Origin of the sequence: Kitasatospora sp. NPDC094015 (assembly GCF_040304075.1) — a bacterium.
GTDB lineage: Bacteria > Actinomycetota > Actinomycetes > Streptomycetales > Streptomycetaceae > Kitasatospora.
This window is the reverse complement of sequence record NZ_JBEOUL010000022.1, coordinates 99,648-119,666: the sequence shown is the minus strand read 5'-3', so window position 1 is coordinate 119,666 and position 20,019 is coordinate 99,648. Positions and strand designations below refer to the sequence as shown.

Sequence of the window (20,019 nt, the reverse complement as noted above, 5' to 3'; positions counted from 1 at the left end):
CGATCACCCAGAGTCGCGAACGACGAGTCCGATACCGTTTCCGCCATGGAGATAGCAGTGCTGGCCTACGACGGTGTGTTCGACTCCGGACTCTCCGCGATCCTCGACGTCTTCGACGGCGCCAACGCGATGCGCACCGAACTCCCGGCGCCCCCGCCCGCCTGGCAGCTCACCACCGTCGGCTTCCGCCGCCGGGTGCGCACCGGCGCGGGCCACCTGGTCGCCACCCGGCCGGCCGCGGAGGCCGCCGGGGCGGACCTGCTGCTGGTGCCGGCGCTGGCCCAGCGGCAGCCCGAGGCGCTGATCGACCACGTCGCGGGGCCGGCCTCGGCGTCGGTACGGCGTCTGGTGGCCGAGACCCGAGGCCGGGGCACGCCGATCGCCTCCGCCTGCACCGGCACCTTCCTGCTGGCCGAGGCGGGCGTGCTGGACGGGCGGCGGGCCACCACCAGCTGGTGGCTGGCGCCGCTCTTCCGGCAGCGCTACCCGGCGGTCACGCTGGACGAGACCCGGATGGTGGCCGTCTCGGACGGGGTGACCACGGCGGGAGCCGCCTTCGGGCACGTCGACCTGGCGCTGGCGATCGTCCGGGCGACCAGCCCGGCGGTGGCCGACCTGGTGGCCCGCTACCTGGTGGTGGACGAGCGGCCGTCGCAGTCCGCGTACACCATCCCGAGCGCGCTGGCGCAGAGCGATCCGCTGGTCGCCGGCTTCGAGCGGTGGGCCCGGCAGCACCTGGACGGGCCGATCGGGGTCGGTGAGGCGGCCCGCGCGCTCGGCGTCAGCGAACGCACCCTGCAGCGGACCGTGCGCCGCACCCTCGGCACCTCCCCGGTGCGCTTCGTCCAGGACCTGCGGGTGGAGCAGGCCTCCCACCTGCTGCGGACCACCGGGCTGCCGCTGGAGGCGATCGCCCGCAAGGTCGGCTACGAGCACGCCAACACCCTGCGGGTGCTGCTGCGCGAACGCACCGGCAGCACCGCGGGCGCGCTCCGCGGACGCTGAACCCCCGGACACCGAGCCGCCGAACTGCCGGAACCGGCCTCGCCGTCCCGGCTCAGGCCCCGCACGGCGCCCCCCGGGCCAGCCGGTACCGCGCGCCGATCCGGTAGGTGCCGGCCGCCGGCGCGTGCAGCACCGTCCACTCCCCCGCCGCGACCAGGCAGCCGATCGCCCCTCCGGGCTCCCCCTCGACCCCGAGCCACGGCGACCACGGGATCCGCAGCAGCACCTCCCCCGCCTGCGGCACGTCGAGCGTCAGATCGGCCGGGCCGGCCTGCCGCACCGTGGCGGGCGGGTCCACCAGCGGCACCGGGTCGGTGACCCGGAACAGCCGCCAGCCCTCGTCCTGCCAGATCTGCGCCAGCCAGCCGTGCCCGGCCGCCACGATCGCGGCCTCCGTGACCGCCGCGTCGTCCGGCCGGGCGGTCGGCAGCACCACGTAGCCGACGCCCCAGTGGCGCAGCCAGGCGTGGTACGAGTCGGGGGTCAGGGTGTCGTCGTAGAAGAGCGGATTGCGGGCCACGTCGGCCTGCCGGTTCCAGCCGCGGGCCAGGTTGACGTACGGCGCGAGCGCCGAGGCCTCCTGGTGCGAGCGCAGCGGGACGACCTCGATCCGCCCCAGGTCGGCGCCGATCCGGTGGAGTTCGGCGAGCAGCGCCGTGGTCGGGCGGCTCTCGCCGGCCGACGGCCCGGTGCTGATCAGGTCGCCGATCGGCTTGCCGACCTGCCAGGCCGCGACGGCCAGGAACGCCAGCGCGAGCACCAGTCGCCGCCGGCCGCCCGCGCGGGCCTCGATGGCGGCGGCCAGCAGCACGGTGCCGGCGAACAGCAGCGCGAGGCGCTCGACGTTGCTGCCGACCGGTGAGGGCACCGCCCAGGTGACGGCGACCCCGGCCGCGTACACCGCGGCGCCCGCGCGCACCGCCCGCCAGCCGTGCGGTACCAGCAGCGCCCCGGTCGCCACCGCGGCGAGCAGCGGCGCCGCGACCCACCAGTCGAACGGCTGGACGCCGCGGAACGGGAAGGCCAGTGCCGTGCCGGCCACCACCAGCACCGGCCCGGCGGCCAGGGCCGGGGCGCTGCGGCGACGGCCGGTCAGGGCCAGCGCGGCGGCGGCGACCACCAGGAAGAGCCCGGCTACGGGGCTGTTCATGGTGGCCAGCGCGGCCAGCAGGAAGGCCGCCACCCGACGGGCGGCGCCCCGCGGGCCGAGCGCCAGGACGAGCGCGGCAAGCCCCAGCGCGACCCCGACCGCGAAGGTCACCCGCCCCGAGACGGCGTTGCAGGTGAGCGCGAGCGCCGTCCACAGCGCGGGCGCCATCGGCCGGGCCAGCCCGGAGCGCGCCAGCAGCAGGGCCGCCAGGGCCGCCGCCGCCGTCCCGGCCAGCACGCCGGTGGTGCGCACCCCGAGTTCCCCTATCAGGTAGGGCGACAGCAGGCTGTAGGAGGCCGGGTGCATGCCGCCGTACCAGGAGAGGTTGTACGCCGAGTCCGGGTGCTCCCGGGTGAAGTCGGTCCAGGCGTACTGGGCCGCCAGGTCCCCCGCGTCGGCGGCCAGGAAGAGCGCCCAGAGCGCGTGCAGGAGGGCCGCCAGCAGGGTCGCCGCCACCACCGGGTGCCACGGCACGCGGCGGGGGCGCCCGACGGCGGCGGGCAGGGCCGGCTCCCAGGTGGTCATGCGGGCTCTCTCCCAGCTGCGGCGGTGACTGGGACCAGCAGACACCGCGGCGGCCGTCACCCCCGGCCGGACACACCGGCGCCGCCCGCGCGGAGCAGGGCCGGGCGCGCGCCCCCGAGCTCCCGCGGCGCCGCCCCGGGCGCCGCACCACGGCATCCGGGAACGGGCGGTCAGGCCTCGGACAGCGCGGGCATCTCCCCGGTGGTCCGGCCGGTGTCGAGCACCGCGAACGCCGCGCCCTGCGGGTCGATCAGCGCGGCGAACCGGCCGAACGGGCTGTCCAGCGGCCCGAACACGACCTTTCCGCCGCGCGCGGTGGTCCTGGCGACCGCCGCGTCGCAGTCCTCGACCGCGAAGTACACCCCGACGTACGGCGGCAACTCGGGCGGGAAGTCCGGGGTCATCTCCATCCGGCCGAGCACGCTCGCGCCGCCGAGCGTGAAGACCTTGAAGTCGATCCCGCCGTCGTCCATCCGGCGGACGCCGAACGGGAACACCGCCGGGAAGAAGGCGTCCGACCGACCGGGCTCCCGGGTGTACACCTCCGCCCAGCAGTACGAGCCCGGCTCACCGCGCCGCTCGAAGCCCTCGTGCGTGCCGGCCTGCCAGACCCCGAACGGGACGCCGCCCGGGTCGCGCGCCAGGAGCATCGAGCCGAACCCGCCGACCTTCATCGGCTCCAGCACCAGCTCCCCGCCGGCCTCCCGGATCCGGCGGGCCGTGGCCTCGACGTCCGGCGAGGCGAGGTACAGGCACCAGCCGGGGGCGACCGGCGGCTGCCCCGGCATCGGCGGCACGACGGCCGCCACCGCCTTGCCGCCGGAGAGGGCCTGGGTGTAGCCGCCGTACTCGGCGGCGCCCTCGGCGAAGGTCCAGCCCAGCACGTCACCGTAGAAGCTCTTGGCGCCCTCCAGGTCGGTGAACGTCGCGTCGGCCCAGCACGGCGTGCCCTCTGCTGGTGCGGCCATGGCCTGCCTCCCTCGTGCTCGCTGCTGCTGACCACGCTAACCACGGGGCCGCACGGCCGCGCGGCGTCGGCGGGCGGCCGTCAGCCCATGGTCTTCGCGCCGTCGAGCGACTCCCGGATGATGTCCGCGTGGCCGGCGTGCTGGGAGGTCTCCGCGATGATGTGGAGCAGCACCCGGCGCACCGACCAGCTGGCACCGGGCTCGAACCAGGGCGCCTCCGGGAGCGGGTGGGCCAGGCCCAGGTCGGGGCAGGTCACCACCAGTTCGTCGGTCTCCCGCGCGACCCGCTCGTAGGCGTCGAGCAGGCCGTCCAGGGTCTCGCCGGGCAGCATCCGGAACTGGCCCTCCCAGTCGATCGGTTCGCTGCGCATCGCGGTGGCCCCGCCGACCGCGAACCGGGTCCAGCGGGCCTCGACCCCGGCCACGTGCTTGATCAGCCCGCCCAGGCAGAGTTCGCTCACGGTGGTGCGCAGCGCCGCCTGCTCGTCGCTGAGCCCGCGGACGGTGTGGCGCAGGAAGCCGCGGTGCTTCGCCAGGGTCTCCAGCAGGTCGGCCCGTTCGCCGTCGGCAGGGGTCTGATGGGTGGTCATAGAGCTTCTGCCTCCGGTGTCGTGCCGCTTCCGACGGCCCCTCGCGCGGGCCGCCGGCGGCGGGCGCGGTCACGTGTTGCGCGGCCGTGACAGTCGGCGCACGAATCCAGGATCTCCGCTTGCCAGACTTCTCGCATCGCACGGCGCACCAGCGGGTCGAACAGGCGGATCACCGCCCTGGGGGACGATGGCTCGGGCCCGCCGTCCGGCCCACACCACTGCTCGCACCACACTCCGGGGGAATCACCATGTCTGCTCGCGCCCGCCTGCGCACCGCCGCTGCCGTCGCGCTCACCGTCGTCGCCACCGCCGGCAGCGCCGCGCTGCTGACCGGCTGCGGGCCGACCGCGGACGGGCAGTCCACCGCCGCCCCGGCCGGGAGCAGCGCCGCCGCCCTGGCGCTGGCCGGGGCGACCCCCTCCGTCACGGCGTCCGCGCCGGCCGGTGCCCCGACCACGTCCACCTCGGCCGCGACGCCTTCCGCCACGGCGAGCAGCAGCGCCACCACCGGCAAGACCACCGCCACCAGCGCCGGTACCGGCAAGACCGGTGCGAGCAAGCCCGCCACCGCCCCGAACGGCACCGCCGGCACCTCACTGACCATCAGCGACGGCACCCGCTACGTGCTGATGAACGGCGCCGCGGTCGACTTCGGCACCGCCGTCCGCGACCTGGCGTGGTCCCCGGACGGCACCAAGGCCGCGTTCATCAACGAGGCAGGCGACCTGGTGGTGGCCAACCCGGACGGCAGCGGCCGGGTGGTCGTCGCCCGCAACCCCGGCGGGCAGACCTGGTCGCACCCGACCTGGCAGGTCGCCGCGGCCGAGAGCGAGTACAGCCTCCCGGCCAAGAACAACCTGCTGTTCGCCGCCTCGCAGGACGGCGTCCTGCGGCTGAAGCGGGTCCCGGCCGGCACCGGCACCGCCTCCCCGACCGACCTGCCGCTGAACACGTACTCGGACGAGGACGCCGTCCCGCTGCCGCAGACCGGCAACACCTGGCCGAACGCCGGCGGCCACCACGGCAGCGCGGTGTACGCCAACAACGGCACCGGTGAGGTCTTCATCCGCGACGAGTACCTGCGCCAGCAGGGCATGGCGATCGGCAAGGGCTCGCAGCCCACGATGTCCCCGGACGGTGAGGAGATCGTCTTCGTCCGCTCGGTCGACGGGCACGACCACCTGTTCGCGACCACCGACGGCGGCCGGCAGACCCGGGACCTCACCCCGCACGCCACCACCGACTACACCGAGCCGGCGTTCTCGCCGGACGGCCGCACCATCGCCGTGCGGACCCCGGCCGGCATCGCCACCCTCCCCGCGGACGGCTCCGCCGCGCCGACCCCGGTCTCGGACCACGCCGGCCTGCCCGCCTACCGCGGCGGCCACCGCTGAGCCGTCCGGGCGGGGCGGGGGCCTAGCGGCGCGCGAGTTCGGCGCGCAGCTCGTCCAGGTGGGCGTCGGCCGTGTCGTGCGGCAGGAACTCGACCACGTCGAGGAAGCGGAACAGCACCTTGGTCGCGGTGACCGCGTACTCGTAGTCGGCGAACCCGACCACGGCCCCCGACCCGCCCCGGGCGGTGCCGCGCAGCACGTGCGCCGTCAGCTCGTCCTCGCCCGGCGCCGACAGTCCGCGCCGGGCGTTCGGGCGGGCCAGGTAGGGGCAGACCATCGAGGCGTACAGCATGCAGGCCCGGTGCCCGGGGCCCTCCAGGGTCGGCGCGAGGTTGCGGTACGGACTGCCGGCGGCGAGCGCCTCGGCGATCGCGGCGCTCTCGGTGGCGCCCACCACCCGCCAGACCGGGCCGCGGGGCATCCGGGTGGCGCAGACCGAGCAGAGCCGCTCGCGGGCGCAGTCGGCGCTGCGCCCGTGGTCGGTGAGCGCGAACTGTGGCGCACCGTCCTCCCACGGGGTGATGGCCGGTACGGGGTAGCCGCGGGGGTCGCGGGGCCTGGCCTCGACGGCAGGCGGCTTCGGAACACTGTCGAAACGCACGGTCCATGCTTACCACCACGCCCCCGGGCCGGCGTCGGCCGGTCGCGGCAAACTCCCGGCCGGCGCCGCACAGTTCGGCTGCTACCCGGTCAGTCGGCCGGGCGGCGCTCCCCCCGGGGCACCGCGAACTCGGTGAGCAGCGCGCCCCCCGGGCCGAGCCCGGCCCAGGTGCCGGGGAGCGCCAGGACGGCGGCGGCGGCGGTCGGGTACTTCTCCCGGACCCGGGTGGAAGGCTCGTCGGTCCGCTCCACCGCGAGCAGCAGCACCAGGTCCCGGACGGCCGGGCGGTGGCCGACCAGCAGCACGGTGCGGCGGGTCTCCGGCACCTTGCGCAGCAGGTCGAGCAGGTCCTCGGCGCCGCCGCGGTAGGCGCGGCGCTCGTAGCGCACTTCCGGCTCGTCGCCGAGTTCGGCGCCGACCAGCTCCCAGGTCTCCCGGGTGCGCCGGGCCGGCGAGCAGATCACCAGGTCGGGGGCGCGGCCGCAGTCGCGGAGCCAGCGGCCGGCGGCGGGGGCGTCCGCGCGCCCCCGGGGCGCGAGCGGGCGCTCCTCGTCCGGTACGTCCGGCCAGGCGGCCTTGGCGTGCCGCAGGACGATCAGCCGGGCAGGGTGGGCAGCAGCAGCCGTCATGAGGTCAAGTGTGCGCCTGCCGGCGCGCGGACGGGAGCCCCCGCGCCGGTGGGGCGGGCGGTGCGGGCGCCCCGGCGCGTGTTGCGTCCCGGGGCGGCCGGGCCGAGCTGCGAGCATGTGGGTCCCGGCCCGGCCAGGGCCGCCGTACGGATCGGAGCCGCCCGCCATGGCCGTGAACCTCCACCTCGCCCAGCAGCCCGAGGCCGACGAACTGCTCGGCCGCAGCCCGCTGGCGGCCCTGGTCGGCATGCTGCTGGACCAGCAGATCCCGATGGAGCACGCCTTCACCGGCCCGCGCACGCTCGCCGACCGGCTGGGCACCGACGACCTGGACGCCGCCCGGATCGCCACGATGGACCCGGAGGCGTTCGCGGCGCTGTTCGCCGAGAAGCCCGCCGTGCACCGCTACCCGGGGTCGATGGCCAAGCGGGTCCAGCAGCTGTGCCAGTACCTGGTCGAGCACTACGGCGGCGATGCCGAGGCGGTCTGGCGGGACGCCCCCGACGGCAAGGAGCTGCTGGCCCGGCTGATGGCGCTGCCCGGCTTCGGCAAGCAGAAGGCGCAGATCTTCCTCGCACTGCTGGGCAAGCAGTTCGCGGTCCGCCCGCGCGGCTGGCGGGAGGCGGCGGGCGCGTACGGGGAAGAGGGCAGCTTCCGCTCGGTGGCGGACATCACCGGGCCCGAGTCGCTGGTCAAGGTGCGCGCCTTCAAGCAGGAGGCCAAGCGCGCCGCGAAGGCCGCGAAGGTCAGCGGGCCGCAGTGACCAGGCGGTAGCCGTACCGCGGCTTGATCCGCAGGTTGACGTACCGGCCGTGGCTCGGGGCGGCCAGCAGCGCGGCCCACTCCCGGGCCGGCACCGCCAGGTAGCGGTAGACCGCGCCGCTCACGGTCTCCAGCTCCAGCTCCCGCGTGCGGGGGTCGTACCCGGCGGAGCGGATCCAGGACGACTCCAGCGGTACCCGTTCCATCCCCCCACCCTGCCCAGCGGGCCGCCGGGCCGCCACCCCGGCGGAAAAACCGGGCGACAACCGGGCGAAGGCGTCGCTAGCGTGCGAACCATGCGTGCGCTGTCCGAGAACGAGATCCGTGAGTCCTTCGTCAACTGCTCCAAGGGCGAGGCCCGGCGGCTCAACCTGCCCCGGGGCCTGGCCGAACAGCCGTGGGAGGACCTCGACTTCCTCGGCTGGCGGGACCAGGGCGCGCCCGACCGCGGGTACCTGGTCGCCGAGCGGGACGGCGCCCTGGTGGGCCTCACCCTGCGGGTGCCCTCGGTGCGCCGCAGCCTGGCCAAGAGCAACATCTGCACCCTGTGCGTCACGGTCCACTCGGGCTCCGGGGTCGCCCTGCTGACCGCGCGCCGGGCGGGTGCGGCCGGCCGCGACGGCAACACGGTCGGCAACTACCTCTGCGCCGACCTGGCCTGCTCGCTGTACGTCCGCGGCCGCAAGCGGTCCGCGCTGGTCAGCCGGCCGGAGGAGTCGTTGACCCTGGACGAGCAGATCGCCCGGACGGTCACCAACCTGGACGCCTTCCTGGCCCAGGTGCTGGCCTGAGCCGGCCCGCGCGGGGCCGGCCCCGGCCGGTCCGTCAGTGCGAGCGGTACTCGACGGTGAGCAGCGCGCGGGCGAGGGTGTGGAAGGTCAGGTTGAAGCCGGCCATCGCGGCCGGGGTGTCCGGCTGCAGCTCCAGCGCCGGCAGGTCCAGCGCGTGCACCGCGAAGACGTACCGGTGGGCCGGTCCGGGCGGCGGGGCGGCGCCGTCGTAGCGGTGGCCCGGGAAGTCGTTGCGGACGTGGAAGGACGCCTCGCCCGGCAGGTCCGCGTCCGAGGAGCCGGCGCCGCGGGCCAGCTCGGTGGTGCCGGCCGGCAGGTTGACGGCCAGCCAGTGCCACCAGCCGCTGGCGGTCGGGGCGTCCGGGTCGAAGCAGGTCACCGCGAAGCTCCTGGTGCCGGCCGGGTGCCCGGACCAGGACAGCTGCGGCGACAGGTTGTCGCCGCCGTGCACGTGCGGCTCGGGCATGGTCCCGCCGTCCACCAGATCGGCGCTGGTCAGCGTGAAGGCGGGCACCTTCGGCAGGAAGTCGTACGGAAGCGGCGCACGGTCCGTCATGGGGCGTCCCTCTCCTGGTCGTCAGGGTGATCGGCTCTCCGGGGCAGTCTAGGGAGCCGCCCGCCGTTCAGCCGCCGAACCGCTCCAGCACCGCCGCGCCGAGTTCGGTGTCGGCGCGGCCGAGGTCCAGCGGCAGGTCGAAGTGGTTGCGTCCGGTGGCCACCATGGCCCGGACGGGCACCCCGGCGGCCCGGGCGGCGGCGGTGAACTCGTCCTGCTGGCGGGCGAATTCGGCGGTCTCGTACTCGCCCCGGGCGATCAGCAGCGGGGGCAGGCCGGCGAGCGGGAGGTGCAACGGGCTGAGCCGTCGGGCCTCCTCCGCGTCCAGCCCGAGCGGCTCGTTGACGTACGACAGCGCGATCGGCTCCAGGTCGTAGACACCGCTGAGCAGGGTCGCGCCGGCGACCCGGTGCCCGGGGGCCGGCTCGGGGTCGAGCAGCGCCATGGTGACCAGGTGGGCACCGGCGGAGCTGCCGCTGAGGTACACCCGGGCCGGGTCGAAGCCGAGCTCCCCGGCGTGCTCGAACAGCCAGCGCACCGCACGCCGGACCTGCGCCACGATCTCGGCCGGCGACCACCGCGGCGCCAGCCCGTAGCCGATCGCGGCGAAGGCGGCGCCGCGCCGCAGGAAGTCGGGGGCGGCGAAGGCGGAGTCCGCCTTGTCCAGCTCCTGCCAGTAACCGCCGTGCACGAAGACGTGCAGCGGGGCGCCGGGCGCGGCGGCCGGGAACCAGTCGAGCAGCTCCGGCGGCTGCCCGCCGTAGCGCTGGTCCCGGCGGGCCGGGTGCGCGGCGTGCGCGGCGGCGCTGCCCTCGGTGTACGCGGCGAGTTCGGCCGCCAGGTCGGCCACGCAGCTGCTGGGCGAGTACTCCCGGTCCAGCTCCGCCCGGTCGAACTGCCGGTAGACGGGTGACATCGCCGCTCCCCTCGCCATCAGGTATAGACCATTTCGGGGTGCCCGGATAGCGTGGGAGCACCCGTGTACCACCCTGCTCCGGAGCCGCCCCGTGGAGTCGTCCGTCCTCGCCTTCGCCACCGACCTGCTGGACGAGGGCCCCGACGCCTTCTTCGGCAACCTTACCGACCGGGCCGGCGTCGGCGGGGTGACCCTGGCCTCGGTCTACCACGAGGCCCGGGACGTGTTCCCGCACAACCCCCGCCGGGTGGTGCGGTACCTGGAGCCCGGCGCCGCCTACTTCCGCCCCGACCCGGCCCGCTGGGCCGGCCACCGGCTCACCCCCGCGCCATCCACCGCGATCGGCGACCGCGACCCGTTCGCCGAGGCCGCCGAGCAGGCCGCCCGCCGCGGGCTCAAGCTGCACGCCTGGACGGTCTTCTGCCACAACGACCGGCTCGGCTTCCAGTACCCGGACTGCGCCCCCGCCAACGCCTTCGGCGACCGGTACCGCACCGAGCTGTGCCCCGCCAACCCCGAGGTCCGGGCCTACGCCACCACCCTGGTCGGCGAGTTCGCCCGGTACGGCGTGGACGCGATCCGCGCCGAGTCCCTGCACTTCCACGGCCTGCGCCACGGCTACCACCACGAGCGCTACTTCGAGGACCTCGGCGCGGGCGCCGAGGCGCTGCTCGGCATCTGCTTCTGCGACCACTGCCGGGCCGCGGCTACGGCCGAGGGCGTGGACGCCGAGCAGGTCCGCCGGGTGGTCGCCGAGGAGGTGCGCGAGCGCCTCGCCGACGAGCGGCGCGCCGCCGAACCGCTCGCCCTGGACACGCTGGCCGGCGGAGCGCTCGCCGCGTACCTGGACGCCGCCGCCCGGACCGTCACCTCGCTGGCCGCCGAGGTCACCGAGGCCGCCGGGCAGCACGGCATGCGGCTCACCTTCATGGACGGCGCCGGCCCCGGCAAGGGCTGGCTCTCCGGCATCGACCTGCCCACGCTGGCCAAGGCCGCGCACCAGATCGAGACCCTCGGCTACGCGACGACCCCGGAGGCCGTCCGCGAGAAGGTCGCCGCCTTCGCCCTGCACGGCGTGCGGCCCGAGGAGATGGCCGTCATCCTGCGCCCGATGGCCTCGGACTGCGACGGTCCGGCCAACCTGGCCGCCAAGATCGAGGTGCTGCGCAAGCTCGGCGTGCCCGAGGTCGAGTTCTACCACTACGGCCTGATGCGGCTGTCCTCGCTGGACCGGATCGGCGCCGCGCTGCGCTGACCCCGCCCGGGGGCCGGGCCGGGCCCGCTCAGCGGCGGCGCTTCGAGGTGCCGAACAGGCTCCGGGTGATCTCCCGGCCGAGCTGGCTGCCCGCCGAGCGGGCGAAGGACTTCAGCGCCGGGCTGCCCAGCAGCGAGCCGATCAGCCCGCCGGCGCCCTCCACGGCGCCGCGGTCCGCCGGACGCTCCGGCCCTTTCTCCGGCGCCTTCGCCGGCCCGGGGGTCGGCGGCGCCTGCACGGGGTCCGCCGCGCGGGCGGCCAGCTTCTCGTACGCCGACTCCCGGTCGATCGCGTCCCGGTAGCGCGCCGCGAGCGGCGAGGCGGCCACCGCCGCGCCGAGCGCCCCCGCTTCCAGCGGCCCCATCAGCGACCGCGGCGCGCGCAGCCGGGTCGCGGCCACCGGGGTCGGGGACCCCTGCTCCGACAGCACCGTCACCACGGCCTCGCCGGTGCCCAGCCCGGTGAGCACCTCGGTGAGGTCGTAGCCGGACCGCGGGAAGGTCGAGACGGTCGCCTTCAGCGCCTTGGCGTCGTCCGGGGTGAAGGCCCGCAGGGCGTGCTGCACCCGGTTGCCGAGCTGCGCCAGCACGTCCCCGGGCACGTCCTTGGGGGTCTGGGTGACGAAGAAGATCCCGACCCCCTTCGAGCGGATCAGCCGGACCGTCTGCGTGATCGCCTCCAGGAACGCCTTGGAGGCGCCCTTGAAGAGCAGGTGCGCCTCGTCGAAGAAGAACACCAGCTTCGGCCGCTCCAGGTCGCCGACCTCCGGCAGCTCCTGGTAGAGGTCGGCCAGCAGCCACATCAGGAAGGTGGAGAACAGCCGCGGCCGGTCCTGCACGGCCGGCAGCTCCAGCACCGAGACCACCCCCCGGCCCTCGGCCGTCCGCAGCAGGTCCGCCGTGTCGAACTCCGGCTCCCCGAAGAACGCGCCCGCGCCCTCGTTCTCCAGCACGGTCAGCGAACGCAGGATCACCCCAGCGGTGGCCGCCGACAGCCCGCCGATCGCCTTCAGCTCCGCCTTGCCCTCGGGCGAGGTGAGGAAGGTGATCACCGCCGTCAGGTCCTTCAGGTCGTACAGCTCCAGGCCGTGCCGGTCGGCGTAGTGGAAGACCAGACCGAGCGAGGACTCCTGGGTCTCGTTCAGCTCCAGCACCTTGGCCAGCAGCAGCGGACCGAAACTGGTCACGGTGGCCCGGATCGGGATCCCGGTGCCCTGGCCGCCGAGGGCGTAGTACTCCGCCGGGCAGCCCTGCGGCGTCCAGTCCTGCCCGAGCTCGGCCGCCCGCGCGGTGATCCGGTCGCCGGACACGCCCGGCGCGCCGATCCCGGAGACGTCCCCCTTGATGTCGGCCAGGAAGACCGGCACCCCCTGCGCCGACAGCTGTTCGGCGATCAGCTGCAGGGTCTTGGTCTTGCCGGTGCCGGTCGCTCCCGCCACCAGGCCGTGCCGGTTCAGCACCGCGAGCGGGATCCGGACCTGGGCCGCCGGGTACGCCTCGGTGCCCAGCAGCACGGCGCCGAGCTCCAGCGCCGGGCCGGTGAAGGCGTAGCCGGCGGCGATCGGGCGCACCGCGTCGGGGAGCGCAGCGGCGTCCGGCCGGGCGGGGTCCGGCTGCCCGGCGGCGGGATCGGACGGGCTCTGGGCGGAGGTCATGGGGCTGGCTCCCAACGCGGGCGAGGTGTCACAAGACGGGCTTTCACGGCATTCCCCATCAAAACGCCGGACGGTTGGCCCCGCAGGTCAGGTCACGCCTGCTGCGCCCCCGGCGCCCCGGACGGTAGGCTTTCCGTGTGATCTTCAAGCGCATCGGCAACGGACGGCCGTACCCGGATCACGGCCGGACCAGCACCCGCCAGTGGGCGGACGTCGCGCCGCGTCCGGTGCGGCTGGACCAGCTGGTGACCACCAAGGGCCAGCTCGACCTGGAAACGCTCCTGGCCGAGGATTCGACGTTCTACGGGGACCTCTTCGCCCACGTGGTGAAGTGGCGCGGCGACCTGTACCTGGAGGACGGCCTGCACCGGGCCGTCCGGGCCGCCCTGCAGCAGCGTCAGGTGCTGCACGCCCGTGTGCTGGAGATGGACTGAGCGCCGTCGCCGGCTGCCAAACCCATCGATCCGCCGTCACCCGCCAGGGACGGCCTCCCGTACCGTCGGTACATCCTTTCGAGTGTCGCGATACTCCAGATGATGATCATTTAGTACATATGCGACCGGTCCGGCACTAGTCTGCTGATACGGCCGCGCACCAGTCGGCGTTTTCGCCGCACACCGCACCCGAACCGGACGGCCGCACCGTCACCGAGCCCCGCCCCGGCACGAGGGGGAGACGAACCGTGAGCATGTTGACTCCCCAAGGTCTGAAGGGGAAGCAGTACCGGGTCACCGGTAACTCCTACCCTCGACTTGGCCGCCCGCCCCGCAGGAGCCGCCGCGTCCTGGCGCTGATCGGCTCGCTGCTCGCCCTGGCCCTGATCGCCCTCGGCGGCGTCCAGCTGGTGCAGATCTTCACCGGCCACGGCAGGCAGGCCAGCGCCCAGGCGTGCGCCTCCCCGGCCGCGTCCGGGACGCCCCTGGCCGCCCCCGAACCCGGGAGCGGCGCCGCCACCGACCCGGCGGGCGCCCCGGCGGCCCCCGCCGCCACCAGCACCGCCGTCCCGCAGCCCCAGGCCGTCACGGTGAACGTGTACAACGCCACCGGGAAGAGCGGCCTCGCCGCGCGGACGGCGGAGGAGCTGAAGCAGCGCGGGTTCACCGTCGGCAAGGTCGGCAACGCGCCCTCCGCGCTCGACAAGAAGGTGCCCGGCACCGTGCAGGTGATCAGCGGGCCCGGCGGCATCGGCGCCGCCACCCTGGTCGGCTCCCAGGTCGCCGGGGCCACCACCACCGCCGACACCCGGGCCGACGCCACCGTGGACCTGGTGATCGGCGACGCCTACACCGCCATGCTCGACCCGACCCAGGCCGCCGCCGCACTGGCCGCCGCGATCAAGCCCTCGGCCGCCGCCGAACCCGGCAGCTGCTGACCGGGGCCCGAGCGCTCCTTCCACCGCTTCACCCGAACGGCGCAGTGGGCGCCTCCCCGGCCGGGGAGGCGCCCACTGTCGTACGGTCCGGCGTGACCGGCTCCGGTGCGACCGGCTCAGCCGGCCGTGCCGTAGAGGCGGTCGCCCGCGTCGCCCAGACCCGGGACGATGTAGCCGTGCTCGTTGAGCCGCTCGTCCAGGGCGGCGGTGACCACCCGGACCGGCGTGCCCTCGAGCTCCCGCTCCATCAGCGCCACGCCCTCGGGCGCGGCCAGCAGCACCACGGCGGTCACGTCGGTGGCCCCGCGCGCCAGCAGCATCCGGATCGCGGCGACCAGCGTGCCGCCGGTGGCCAGCATCGGGTCCAGCACGTAGACCTGACGGCCGGAGAGGTCGTCCGGCATCCGGGTCGCGTAGGTGGAGGCCTCCAGGGTCTCCTCGTTGCGCACCATGCCGAGGAAGCCGACCTCGGCGGTCGGCAGCAGCCGGGTCATGCCGTCCAGCATGCCGAGGCCGGCCCGCAGGATCGGCACCACCAGCGGGCGGGGGTAGCTCAGCCGGGTGCCGGTGGTGACCGCCACCGGGGTGGTGATCTCCACCTGGTCGGTCCGGACGTCCCGGGTGGCCTCGTAGGCGAGCAGGGTCACCAGCTCGTCGGTCAGCCTGCGGAAGGTCGGCGAGTCGGTGCGCTCGTCGCGCAGGGTGGAGAGTTTGTGGGCCACCAGCGGGTGGTCGACGACATGGAGACGCATGTGCCAACCGTAACGTCCGGCAGCACATGGGTACGACTCGCCGCGAAACGGGCGCGGCACGCGGGGCCGGTGGGGCGGCTGCGAGGGCTGCGGCGCGCCACCGATCGGGGTACCTCACCGAACCGAGACCTTTCCCGTGGTATCAACCGGACATTTCTGGGAACGTCGGAGCGTATGAAGAGCAACCCGCGTGCCGGGGCCGGCTCGACAGACGAGTCCAAGCCCGTGTCCGAGACCGCCGCGGACCGCCGAAAACGGCGGGCCGTGTTCCTGCGCGAGCTCGCGGAGGCGCGCGAGCTGCGGGCCCGGGTGCAGCCGCGCCGCACCAAGGAGCGCCGGCTGCGCGAGGCGATGCGGATGCGCACCTTCCGGATCTGACGGGTCGCCGGCCGCCGCGCCGGGTGCGCGGCTGTGACGGACCGGTCGCGGACCGCGCTTTCCGACACGACCTGCAAAGACGCGCTGCCGAACACCCCCCGCAGCGGCGGGCTTTCTGTCACGATGCGGTGGGACGGTCCGAACAGCGGACCGCCTCTGGCGCGGGGGCGGCCAGACCGCGTTCGCCCGAGATCGCCGACAGCCGAGACCAATCTTGGGAGTGTCCCTGGTGGCGTACTTCGCTGCAGTGCTTGCTCGCACCGGTGCCGGGTGGGATGTGAGCGAGACCGAACTCGACAACGTAGAAGCCCTGACCGACCTGGTCGACCTCGCCCGGGAGGCCGCCGAGGACGACGACACCGTGCTGGTCTTCATCGAGCAGGAGGACGCCTGGTTCGCCGTCCTTCGGGTGGACGGGGAGGAGGACCCCCGGATCTTCGTCTCCGACGGCGCGGCGGCGGCCCGCAGCTCCTACGGCGCGATCCTGACCGACGAGCTGGTCGAGCACTCCGGCGACGACTTCGACGACCTCGACGACCTGGTCGCCGAGCTGGACGACGAGGACACGGCCGGGGACGAGCAGGACGGCGACGAGGAGTCGGCCGGCGCGGTGGGGCCGGGCGGCGTCCCGGTCGGCCCGCTCGGCGACGCCGAGCTGCTGGCCGAGTACGGACTGGGCGCCACCGAGCTCACCGACCTGGCCGGCGAGGGCGCCGTCCCGGGCGAGGCGCTCGCGGAGATCGCCGAGGCGATCGGCTGCGGCGAGATCCTGGAGGCCGTGCGCTAGCGGCGGCCCGGTGGCCCCCCACCGGGGCCCGGTGACCGACACTGGGTCCATGCAGTCCGCACCGCTCCCCCGACTCGCCCCGCTCCCGGCCCCCGTCCGCCCCGACCCGGTTCGCGACCGCTGGACGGACCGGATGCGCCTCGCCATCGCCGAGGCGGCGCTGGCCACCGCCACCGGCGACGTCCCGGTCGGGGCGCTCGTGCTGGGGCCGGACGGCGCCGTCCTCGGGCGCGGGCACAACGAGCGCGAGGCGGTCGGCGACCCGACCGCCCACGCCGAGGTGGTCGCGATCCGGCAGGCCGCCGCCGCGGTCGGCGAGTGGCGGCTCTCCGGCTGCACGCTGGTCGTCACCCTGGAGCCGTGCACCATGTGCGCCGGCGCCATCGTGCTGTCCCGGATCGACCGGGTGGTGTACGGCGCCCTCGACGAGAAGGCCGGCGCGGCCGGCTCGCTGTTCGACGTGATGCGTGACCGCCGGCTCAACCACCGCCCCGAGGTGATCGCCGGCGTCCTGGCCGAGGAGTGCGGCGCCCAGCTCCGCACCTTCTTCGACACCCAGCGCTGAGCCCCCGCCCAGGTGCCCCGGGGCCCGCACCGGAACGGATTTCGTTCCCGGCCGGACCGTCCGGTAGAGTCTCCCTCGGTAGCGTGTCCGAGCGGCCAAAGGAGCACGCCTCGAAAGCGTGTGTGGGGGCAACTTCACCGTGGGTTCGAATCCCACCGCTACCGCTCTGAGCAGGACGAACGAAGGGCCCCGACCTCACGGTCGGGGCCCTTCGCCGTTTCGGAAAGGGGGGAGCGGTCCCGGGGGGACGGACCGCTCCCCCTGCGGAGCTCCCACAACCGATGCCGCGTCGGGGGGAAACCGCGGCGCCCGGTCCCACAGCGGGGAACTCCGGTTCCATGCACCGCGGATTCCTGCCAGATCCTCGGTACATCACCCATCCTGCCGCCCGGCCGCGGCCCGGGCATCCGGAGAAAGCCCCCAGTCCGGAGGACCTTCGTCCCGACGGGTGAACGCGGCACTCACTCGATAGCCCGTCCGATGGATAAGCTGCGGCCAGGAGAGTGGGCGCCCGGGGCCAGGGGGGTGCCCGGCACCAGGGAGGCAGGCCCGTTCGATGGCTCAGGCGAAGAAGGTCGGCATGTACCTCCTCCTGATCTTCGTGATCTACACGATCATCACCTCCCCCACCCGGGCCGCCGAGCTGGTCCAGTCGGGCTTCGTCGGCATCTCGGACGCGGCCAAGGCGGTCGGGACGTTCATGACCGGGTTGGTGAAATGACCCGCCGCCGCGGCGGCTACGGTGACGGGGTTCGTTCACCCTCACTGCTAGGAGCGGCATCGTGATCCGGCACCTGGTCCTGTTCAAGCTCGACGACGGCGTCACCAAGGACGACCCGCGCGCGGTCGCCGGCGCCGCGGCCTTCGCGGAGCTCGGCGCGCTCGTCCCCGAGCTGCGCGAGTGGGAGTGCGGCTGGAACATCACCGACCGCGACATCGCCCACGACTTCGCGATCAACAGCCTGGTCGAGGACGGCCCGGCGCTGCAGGCCTACCTGGGCCACCCGGCCCACCAGGCCGCGGCCGCGCAGTGGCGCGAGTTCGCCACCTGGGTGATCGCCGACCTCGAGGTCTGAGCGGCCGGGCGGCCCGACCGGCCGCCGTCGCACACGGAGAACCCTTGCGGCCCCCCGCCCCCACCCCGGGCGGGGGGCCGCAGCACGTACGGCCGTTCGCCGCACCCCGGACCAACACGCCCGTACCCGGTACTTGCCCGCACCGCGAACGACTTGTGATGCTATGACCGGTTTTGCCGGATATGGCGAGGTGGTGAGTGAGCTCCCGGGCACTACCACGGCGCCCGGTCAGCACCGGGCGGCAGGCAGGCAGCCCGGATCATGCGGTGTCGACATTGGGAGGGGTTCAGGTGTCCGTTCGGACACAGGGCGGATCGCCGGAGGCCGGCCAGGAGGGCCCCTCGCAGGCCGTGGCCGCCGCCGGGCCCGGAGCCCCCACGGAGGAGCCGGCGGACCACCGCGCCGGCGTGCGCGGGAGCGCGGTGGACGTCCGCACGCTGACCCGGGTGCTCTTCGAACGGATGGCGGAGCTGCCGGCCGGCGCCCCCGAGCGGGCGCGGGTCCGGGCGGCGCTGATCGAGGTCAACATCCCGCTGGTGCGCTACGCGGCGACCCGGTTCCGCAGCCGCAACGAGCCGATGGAGGACATCGTCCAGGTCGGCACCATCGGGCTGATCAACGCGATCGACCGGTTCGACCCGGACCGCGGGGTGCAGTTCCCCACCTACGCGCTGCCGACCATCCTGGGCGAGATCAAGCGCTACTTCCGCGACAACGTCCGCACCATGCACGTGCCCCGCCGGCTCCAGGAGCTGTGGGTGCAGGTGAGCGGCGCGATGGAGGAGCTCACCGTGGTGCACGGGCGGGCCCCCAAGGTGCCGGAGATCGCCGCCAACCTGCGGATCCCGGAGGAGGACGTCCGGGCCTGCCTGGACGCCGGACGGGCCTACAACGCGGCCTCGCTGGAGGCGGCCCAGGAGCACGAGGGCGGCCTCGCGCTGCTGGACCGGCTCGGCTACGAGGACTCCGCGCTGGCCGACGTCGAGCACCGGGACATGGTCCGCCACCTGCTGGTGCAGCTGCCCGAGCGGGAGCGCCGGATCATCATGCTGCGGTTCTTCGCCAACCTGACGCAGTCCCAGATCTCCACCGAGCTGGGGATGTCCCAGATGCACGTCTCACGCCTGCTGGCGCGGATCCTGACCCGGCTGCGGACCGGGAACTCCTGGGAGGAGTGACCCCGGCCGACCACCCCCGGGGATCGCACGGTGTTACCGCGGAGTGACATCTTGCGACATTCGGGTTTGCCGGGGACAGTGTGCCGGTATTGAGGTGGGGGGCGAACTCAGCCGGGAACCACCGTCCGGTGGGGTCCGTTGAACAGTCAGTCACGAGGGGGTGGGTGCGTGTCCGCAGAGCCGGCCAGTGCAGTCGTCGAGGCGGTCGTGGTGGAGGTCCCCGGGCCGGGGGCGGTCGTCGCCGGGCCCACGGGGCCGGGAGCGGTCGCCGTGCCCGCCCAGCCGGTCGCGCCGGACGGCCCGATCGAGCTCGCCGACCGGACGCTGGACACCCGTACGCTGTCGCGCTCGCTGTTCCGCCGGCTCGCGGCGCTGGAGGTCGGCAGCGCGGAGCACACCTACGTCCGCGACACCCTGATCGAGCTGAACCTGCCGCTGGTCCGGTACGCCTCCGCGCGCTTCCGCAGCCGCAACGAGCCGATGGAGGACATCGTCCAGGTCGGCACCATCGGGCTGATCAAGGCGATCGACCGGTTCGACCCGGACCGCGGGGTGGAGTTCCCGACCTTCGCCATGCCCACCGTGGTCGGCGAGATCAAGCGCTTCTTCCGGGACACCAGCTGGTCGGTCCGGGTGCCCCGGCGGCTCCAGGAGCTGCGCCTGGCCCTCACCAAGGCGGGCGACGAACTCTCCCAGAAGCTCGACCGCTCCCCCACCGTGCCGGAGCTGGCCGCCTTCCTCGGCGTCAGCGACGACGACGTGGTGGAGGGGCTGGCGGTGGGCAACGCCTACACCGCCAGCTCGCTGGACTCCACCCCCGGCGAGGACGACAGCGGCGAAGGCCCGCTGGCCGACCGGCTCGGCTACGAGGACCTGGCGCTGGAGGGCGTCGAGTACCGGGAGTCGCTGAAGCCGCTGCTGGCCAAGCTGCCGCCGCGGGAGCGCCGGATCATCATGCTGCGCTTCTTCGGCAACCTCACCCAGTCCCAGATCGGCGAGGAGATCGGCATCTCGCAGATGCACGTCTCCCGGCTGCTGACCAGGACGCTGGCCCAGCTCCGCGACGGCCTGATCGCCGAGGCTTGAGGCCCCGGGACGGCTCCGGCCCTGAGTCC

24 protein-coding genes and 1 tRNA gene are annotated in these 20,019 nt (G+C 74.6%); 15 read left to right on the top strand and 10 right to left on the bottom strand.

Annotation, left to right across the window (positions count from 1 at the left end):
- Positions 1–45: 45 nt before the first annotated feature.
- A complete protein-coding gene (locus ABT014_RS24275) occupies positions 46–1,005 on the top strand; it encodes a GlxA family transcriptional regulator (protein ID WP_350641158.1) in 960 nt (319 codons plus the stop codon).
- A gap of 52 nt (positions 1,006–1,057) precedes the next feature.
- Here the strand turns inward: ABT014_RS24275 and ABT014_RS24270 are convergent, their stop codons facing one another.
- From ABT014_RS24270 to ABT014_RS24260, 3 genes are all read right to left on the bottom strand, one after another.
- Positions 1,058–2,680 (bottom strand): DUF8823 domain-containing protein, encoded by a 1,623-nt coding sequence (locus ABT014_RS24270; protein ID WP_350641157.1) that lies wholly within the window; start codon positions 2,678–2,680, stop codon positions 1,058–1,060.
- A 170-nt stretch (positions 2,681–2,850) separates the two neighbouring features.
- Positions 2,851–3,648, bottom strand: coding sequence for a VOC family protein (locus ABT014_RS24265; protein ID WP_350641155.1), 798 nt, complete (start codon positions 3,646–3,648; stop codon positions 2,851–2,853).
- Between the two features lie 80 nt (positions 3,649–3,728).
- Positions 3,729–4,238 carry a DinB family protein gene (locus ABT014_RS24260; RefSeq protein WP_350641154.1) on the bottom strand — a complete coding sequence of 170 codons (510 nt, stop codon included), beginning with the start codon at positions 4,236–4,238 and terminating at the stop codon, positions 3,729–3,731.
- Positions 4,239–4,486: 248 nt separating this feature from the next.
- On the opposite strand from ABT014_RS24260, the gene ABT014_RS24255 reads away from it, so the two are divergent.
- On the top strand, positions 4,487–5,632 hold the full coding sequence (locus tag ABT014_RS24255; RefSeq protein ID WP_350641153.1) for a TolB family protein: 1,146 nt from the start codon (positions 4,487–4,489) through the stop codon (positions 5,630–5,632).
- A 22-nt stretch (positions 5,633–5,654) separates the two neighbouring features.
- On the opposite strand, the gene ABT014_RS24250 is transcribed toward ABT014_RS24255, so the two are convergent.
- Together ABT014_RS24250 and ABT014_RS24245 are read right to left on the bottom strand one after the other, a co-directional pair.
- Complete coding sequence (locus ABT014_RS24250; protein ID WP_350641152.1) at positions 5,655–6,233, bottom strand: hypothetical protein; 579 nt, start codon at positions 6,231–6,233, stop codon at positions 5,655–5,657.
- 89 nt (positions 6,234–6,322) lie between these two features.
- Positions 6,323–6,862 (bottom strand): SixA phosphatase family protein, encoded by a 540-nt coding sequence (locus ABT014_RS24245; RefSeq protein ID WP_350641151.1) that lies wholly within the window; start codon positions 6,860–6,862, stop codon positions 6,323–6,325.
- A 166-nt stretch (positions 6,863–7,028) separates the two neighbouring features.
- On the opposite strand from ABT014_RS24245, the gene ABT014_RS24240 reads away from it, so the two are divergent.
- The gene (locus ABT014_RS24240) at positions 7,029–7,625 is read left to right on the top strand and encodes an HhH-GPD-type base excision DNA repair protein (protein ID WP_350641150.1); all 597 of its coding nucleotides are present in this window, start codon (positions 7,029–7,031) and stop codon (positions 7,623–7,625) included.
- Here the strand turns inward: ABT014_RS24240 and ABT014_RS24235 are convergent.
- A complete protein-coding gene (locus tag ABT014_RS24235; protein ID WP_350641149.1) occupies positions 7,609–7,830 on the bottom strand; it encodes a KTSC domain-containing protein in 222 nt (73 codons plus the stop codon). The genes ABT014_RS24240 and ABT014_RS24235 overlap by 17 nt on opposite strands.
- Positions 7,831–7,920: 90 nt before the next feature.
- Between ABT014_RS24235 and ABT014_RS24230 the strand changes: the two genes are divergently transcribed.
- On the top strand, positions 7,921–8,415 hold the full coding sequence (locus ABT014_RS24230; RefSeq protein ID WP_350641148.1) for an FBP domain-containing protein: 495 nt from the start codon (positions 7,921–7,923) through the stop codon (positions 8,413–8,415).
- 34 nt (positions 8,416–8,449) lie between these two features.
- Here the strand turns inward: ABT014_RS24230 and ABT014_RS24225 are convergent, their stop codons facing one another.
- Together ABT014_RS24225 and ABT014_RS24220 are read right to left on the bottom strand one after the other, a co-directional pair.
- Entirely contained in the window at positions 8,450–8,971 is a 522-nt protein-coding gene (locus tag ABT014_RS24225; RefSeq protein ID WP_350641147.1) for a YbhB/YbcL family Raf kinase inhibitor-like protein, read from the bottom strand.
- Positions 8,972–9,038: 67 nt separating this feature from the next.
- Entirely contained in the window at positions 9,039–9,887 is an 849-nt protein-coding gene (locus tag ABT014_RS24220) for an alpha/beta hydrolase (RefSeq protein ID WP_350641146.1), read from the bottom strand.
- A gap of 91 nt (positions 9,888–9,978) precedes the next feature.
- On the opposite strand from ABT014_RS24220, the gene ABT014_RS24215 reads away from it, so the two are divergent.
- Positions 9,979–11,142, top strand: a complete 1,164-nt coding sequence (locus ABT014_RS24215; protein ID WP_350641145.1) for a hypothetical protein — start codon at positions 9,979–9,981, stop codon at positions 11,140–11,142.
- A 28-nt stretch (positions 11,143–11,170) separates the two neighbouring features.
- Here ABT014_RS24215 and ABT014_RS24210 read toward each other — a convergent pair whose 3' ends face one another.
- Positions 11,171–12,796 carry a helicase HerA-like domain-containing protein gene (locus ABT014_RS24210; protein ID WP_350641144.1) on the bottom strand — a complete coding sequence of 542 codons (1,626 nt, stop codon included), beginning with the start codon at positions 12,794–12,796 and terminating at the stop codon, positions 11,171–11,173.
- Positions 12,797–12,933: 137 nt separating this feature from the next.
- Between ABT014_RS24210 and ABT014_RS24205 the strand changes: the two genes are divergently transcribed.
- Both ABT014_RS24205 and ABT014_RS24200 read left to right on the top strand, forming a co-directional pair.
- The gene (locus ABT014_RS24205; protein WP_014136828.1) at positions 12,934–13,230 is read left to right on the top strand and encodes a type II toxin-antitoxin system VapB family antitoxin; all 297 of its coding nucleotides are present in this window, start codon (positions 12,934–12,936) and stop codon (positions 13,228–13,230) included.
- A gap of 254 nt (positions 13,231–13,484) precedes the next feature.
- The gene (locus ABT014_RS24200) at positions 13,485–14,168 is read left to right on the top strand and encodes a LytR C-terminal domain-containing protein (protein WP_350641176.1); all 684 of its coding nucleotides are present in this window, start codon (positions 13,485–13,487) and stop codon (positions 14,166–14,168) included.
- Positions 14,169–14,284: 116 nt separating this feature from the next.
- On the opposite strand, the gene upp is transcribed toward ABT014_RS24200, so the two are convergent.
- Complete coding sequence (gene upp, locus ABT014_RS24195; RefSeq protein ID WP_350641143.1) at positions 14,285–14,920, bottom strand: uracil phosphoribosyltransferase; 636 nt, start codon at positions 14,918–14,920, stop codon at positions 14,285–14,287.
- Positions 14,921–15,094: 174 nt separating this feature from the next.
- Here upp and ABT014_RS24190 point away from each other — a divergent pair, with 174 nt between their 5' ends.
- The 8 genes from ABT014_RS24190 (at position 15,095) to ABT014_RS24155 (ending at position 19,990) form a co-directional block, all read left to right on the top strand.
- Positions 15,095–15,298, top strand: coding sequence for a hypothetical protein (locus ABT014_RS24190; RefSeq protein ID WP_350641142.1), 204 nt, complete (start codon positions 15,095–15,097; stop codon positions 15,296–15,298).
- 229 nt (positions 15,299–15,527) lie between these two features.
- Positions 15,528–16,085, top strand: coding sequence for a tRNA adenosine deaminase-associated protein (locus ABT014_RS24185; RefSeq protein WP_350641141.1), 558 nt, complete (start codon positions 15,528–15,530; stop codon positions 16,083–16,085).
- Positions 16,086–16,134: 49 nt separating this feature from the next.
- Entirely contained in the window at positions 16,135–16,650 is a 516-nt protein-coding gene (gene tadA, locus ABT014_RS24180; protein ID WP_350641139.1) for a tRNA adenosine(34) deaminase TadA, read from the top strand.
- A gap of 77 nt (positions 16,651–16,727) precedes the next feature.
- Positions 16,728–16,814 (top strand) — tRNA-Ser (locus tag ABT014_RS24175).
- A 392-nt stretch (positions 16,815–17,206) separates the two neighbouring features.
- The gene (locus ABT014_RS24170) at positions 17,207–17,371 is read left to right on the top strand and encodes a hypothetical protein (RefSeq protein WP_350641138.1); all 165 of its coding nucleotides are present in this window, start codon (positions 17,207–17,209) and stop codon (positions 17,369–17,371) included.
- Positions 17,372–17,432: 61 nt separating this feature from the next.
- Positions 17,433–17,726, top strand: coding sequence for a Dabb family protein (locus ABT014_RS24165; RefSeq protein WP_350641137.1), 294 nt, complete (start codon positions 17,433–17,435; stop codon positions 17,724–17,726).
- Between the two features lie 290 nt (positions 17,727–18,016).
- Positions 18,017–18,904, top strand: a complete 888-nt coding sequence (locus ABT014_RS24160) for an RNA polymerase sigma factor SigF (RefSeq protein ID WP_350641136.1) — start codon at positions 18,017–18,019, stop codon at positions 18,902–18,904.
- Positions 18,905–19,072: 168 nt separating this feature from the next.
- A complete protein-coding gene (locus tag ABT014_RS24155; RefSeq protein WP_502895087.1) occupies positions 19,073–19,990 on the top strand; it encodes an RNA polymerase sigma factor SigF in 918 nt (305 codons plus the stop codon).
- Positions 19,991–20,019 lie beyond the last annotated feature (29 nt).

Coding starts and splice junctions, on each gene's coding strand:
- ABT014_RS24270 (WP_350641157.1), bottom strand. CDS start 2,680: ATGACCACCTGGGAGCCGGCCCTGCCCGCCGCCGTCGGGCGCCCCCGC.
- ABT014_RS24200 (WP_350641176.1), top strand. CDS start 13,485: ATGTTGACTCCCCAAGGTCTGAAGGGGAAGCAGTACCGGGTCACCGGT.
- ABT014_RS24190 (WP_350641142.1), top strand. CDS start 15,095: ATGAAGAGCAACCCGCGTGCCGGGGCCGGCTCGACAGACGAGTCCAAG.
- ABT014_RS24235 (WP_350641149.1), bottom strand. CDS start 7,830: ATGGAACGGGTACCGCTGGAGTCGTCCTGGATCCGCTCCGCCGGGTAC.
- ABT014_RS24245 (WP_350641151.1), bottom strand. CDS start 6,862: ATGACGGCTGCTGCTGCCCACCCTGCCCGGCTGATCGTCCTGCGGCAC.
- ABT014_RS24225 (WP_350641147.1), bottom strand. CDS start 8,971: ATGACGGACCGTGCGCCGCTTCCGTACGACTTCCTGCCGAAGGTGCCC.
- ABT014_RS24260 (WP_350641154.1), bottom strand. CDS start 4,238: ATGACCACCCATCAGACCCCTGCCGACGGCGAACGGGCCGACCTGCTG.
- ABT014_RS24240 (WP_350641150.1), top strand. CDS start 7,029: ATGGCCGTGAACCTCCACCTCGCCCAGCAGCCCGAGGCCGACGAACTG.
- tadA (WP_350641139.1), top strand. CDS start 16,135: ATGCAGTCCGCACCGCTCCCCCGACTCGCCCCGCTCCCGGCCCCCGTC.
- ABT014_RS24230 (WP_350641148.1), top strand. CDS start 7,921: ATGCGTGCGCTGTCCGAGAACGAGATCCGTGAGTCCTTCGTCAACTGC.
- ABT014_RS24220 (WP_350641146.1), bottom strand. CDS start 9,887: ATGTCACCCGTCTACCGGCAGTTCGACCGGGCGGAGCTGGACCGGGAG.
- ABT014_RS24265 (WP_350641155.1), bottom strand. CDS start 3,648: ATGGCCGCACCAGCAGAGGGCACGCCGTGCTGGGCCGACGCGACGTTC.
- upp (WP_350641143.1), bottom strand. CDS start 14,920: ATGCGTCTCCATGTCGTCGACCACCCGCTGGTGGCCCACAAACTCTCC.
- ABT014_RS24170 (WP_350641138.1), top strand. CDS start 17,207: ATGGCTCAGGCGAAGAAGGTCGGCATGTACCTCCTCCTGATCTTCGTG.
- ABT014_RS24210 (WP_350641144.1), bottom strand. CDS start 12,796: ATGACCTCCGCCCAGAGCCCGTCCGATCCCGCCGCCGGGCAGCCGGAC.
- ABT014_RS24275 (WP_350641158.1), top strand. CDS start 46: ATGGAGATAGCAGTGCTGGCCTACGACGGTGTGTTCGACTCCGGACTC.
- ABT014_RS24255 (WP_350641153.1), top strand. CDS start 4,487: ATGTCTGCTCGCGCCCGCCTGCGCACCGCCGCTGCCGTCGCGCTCACC.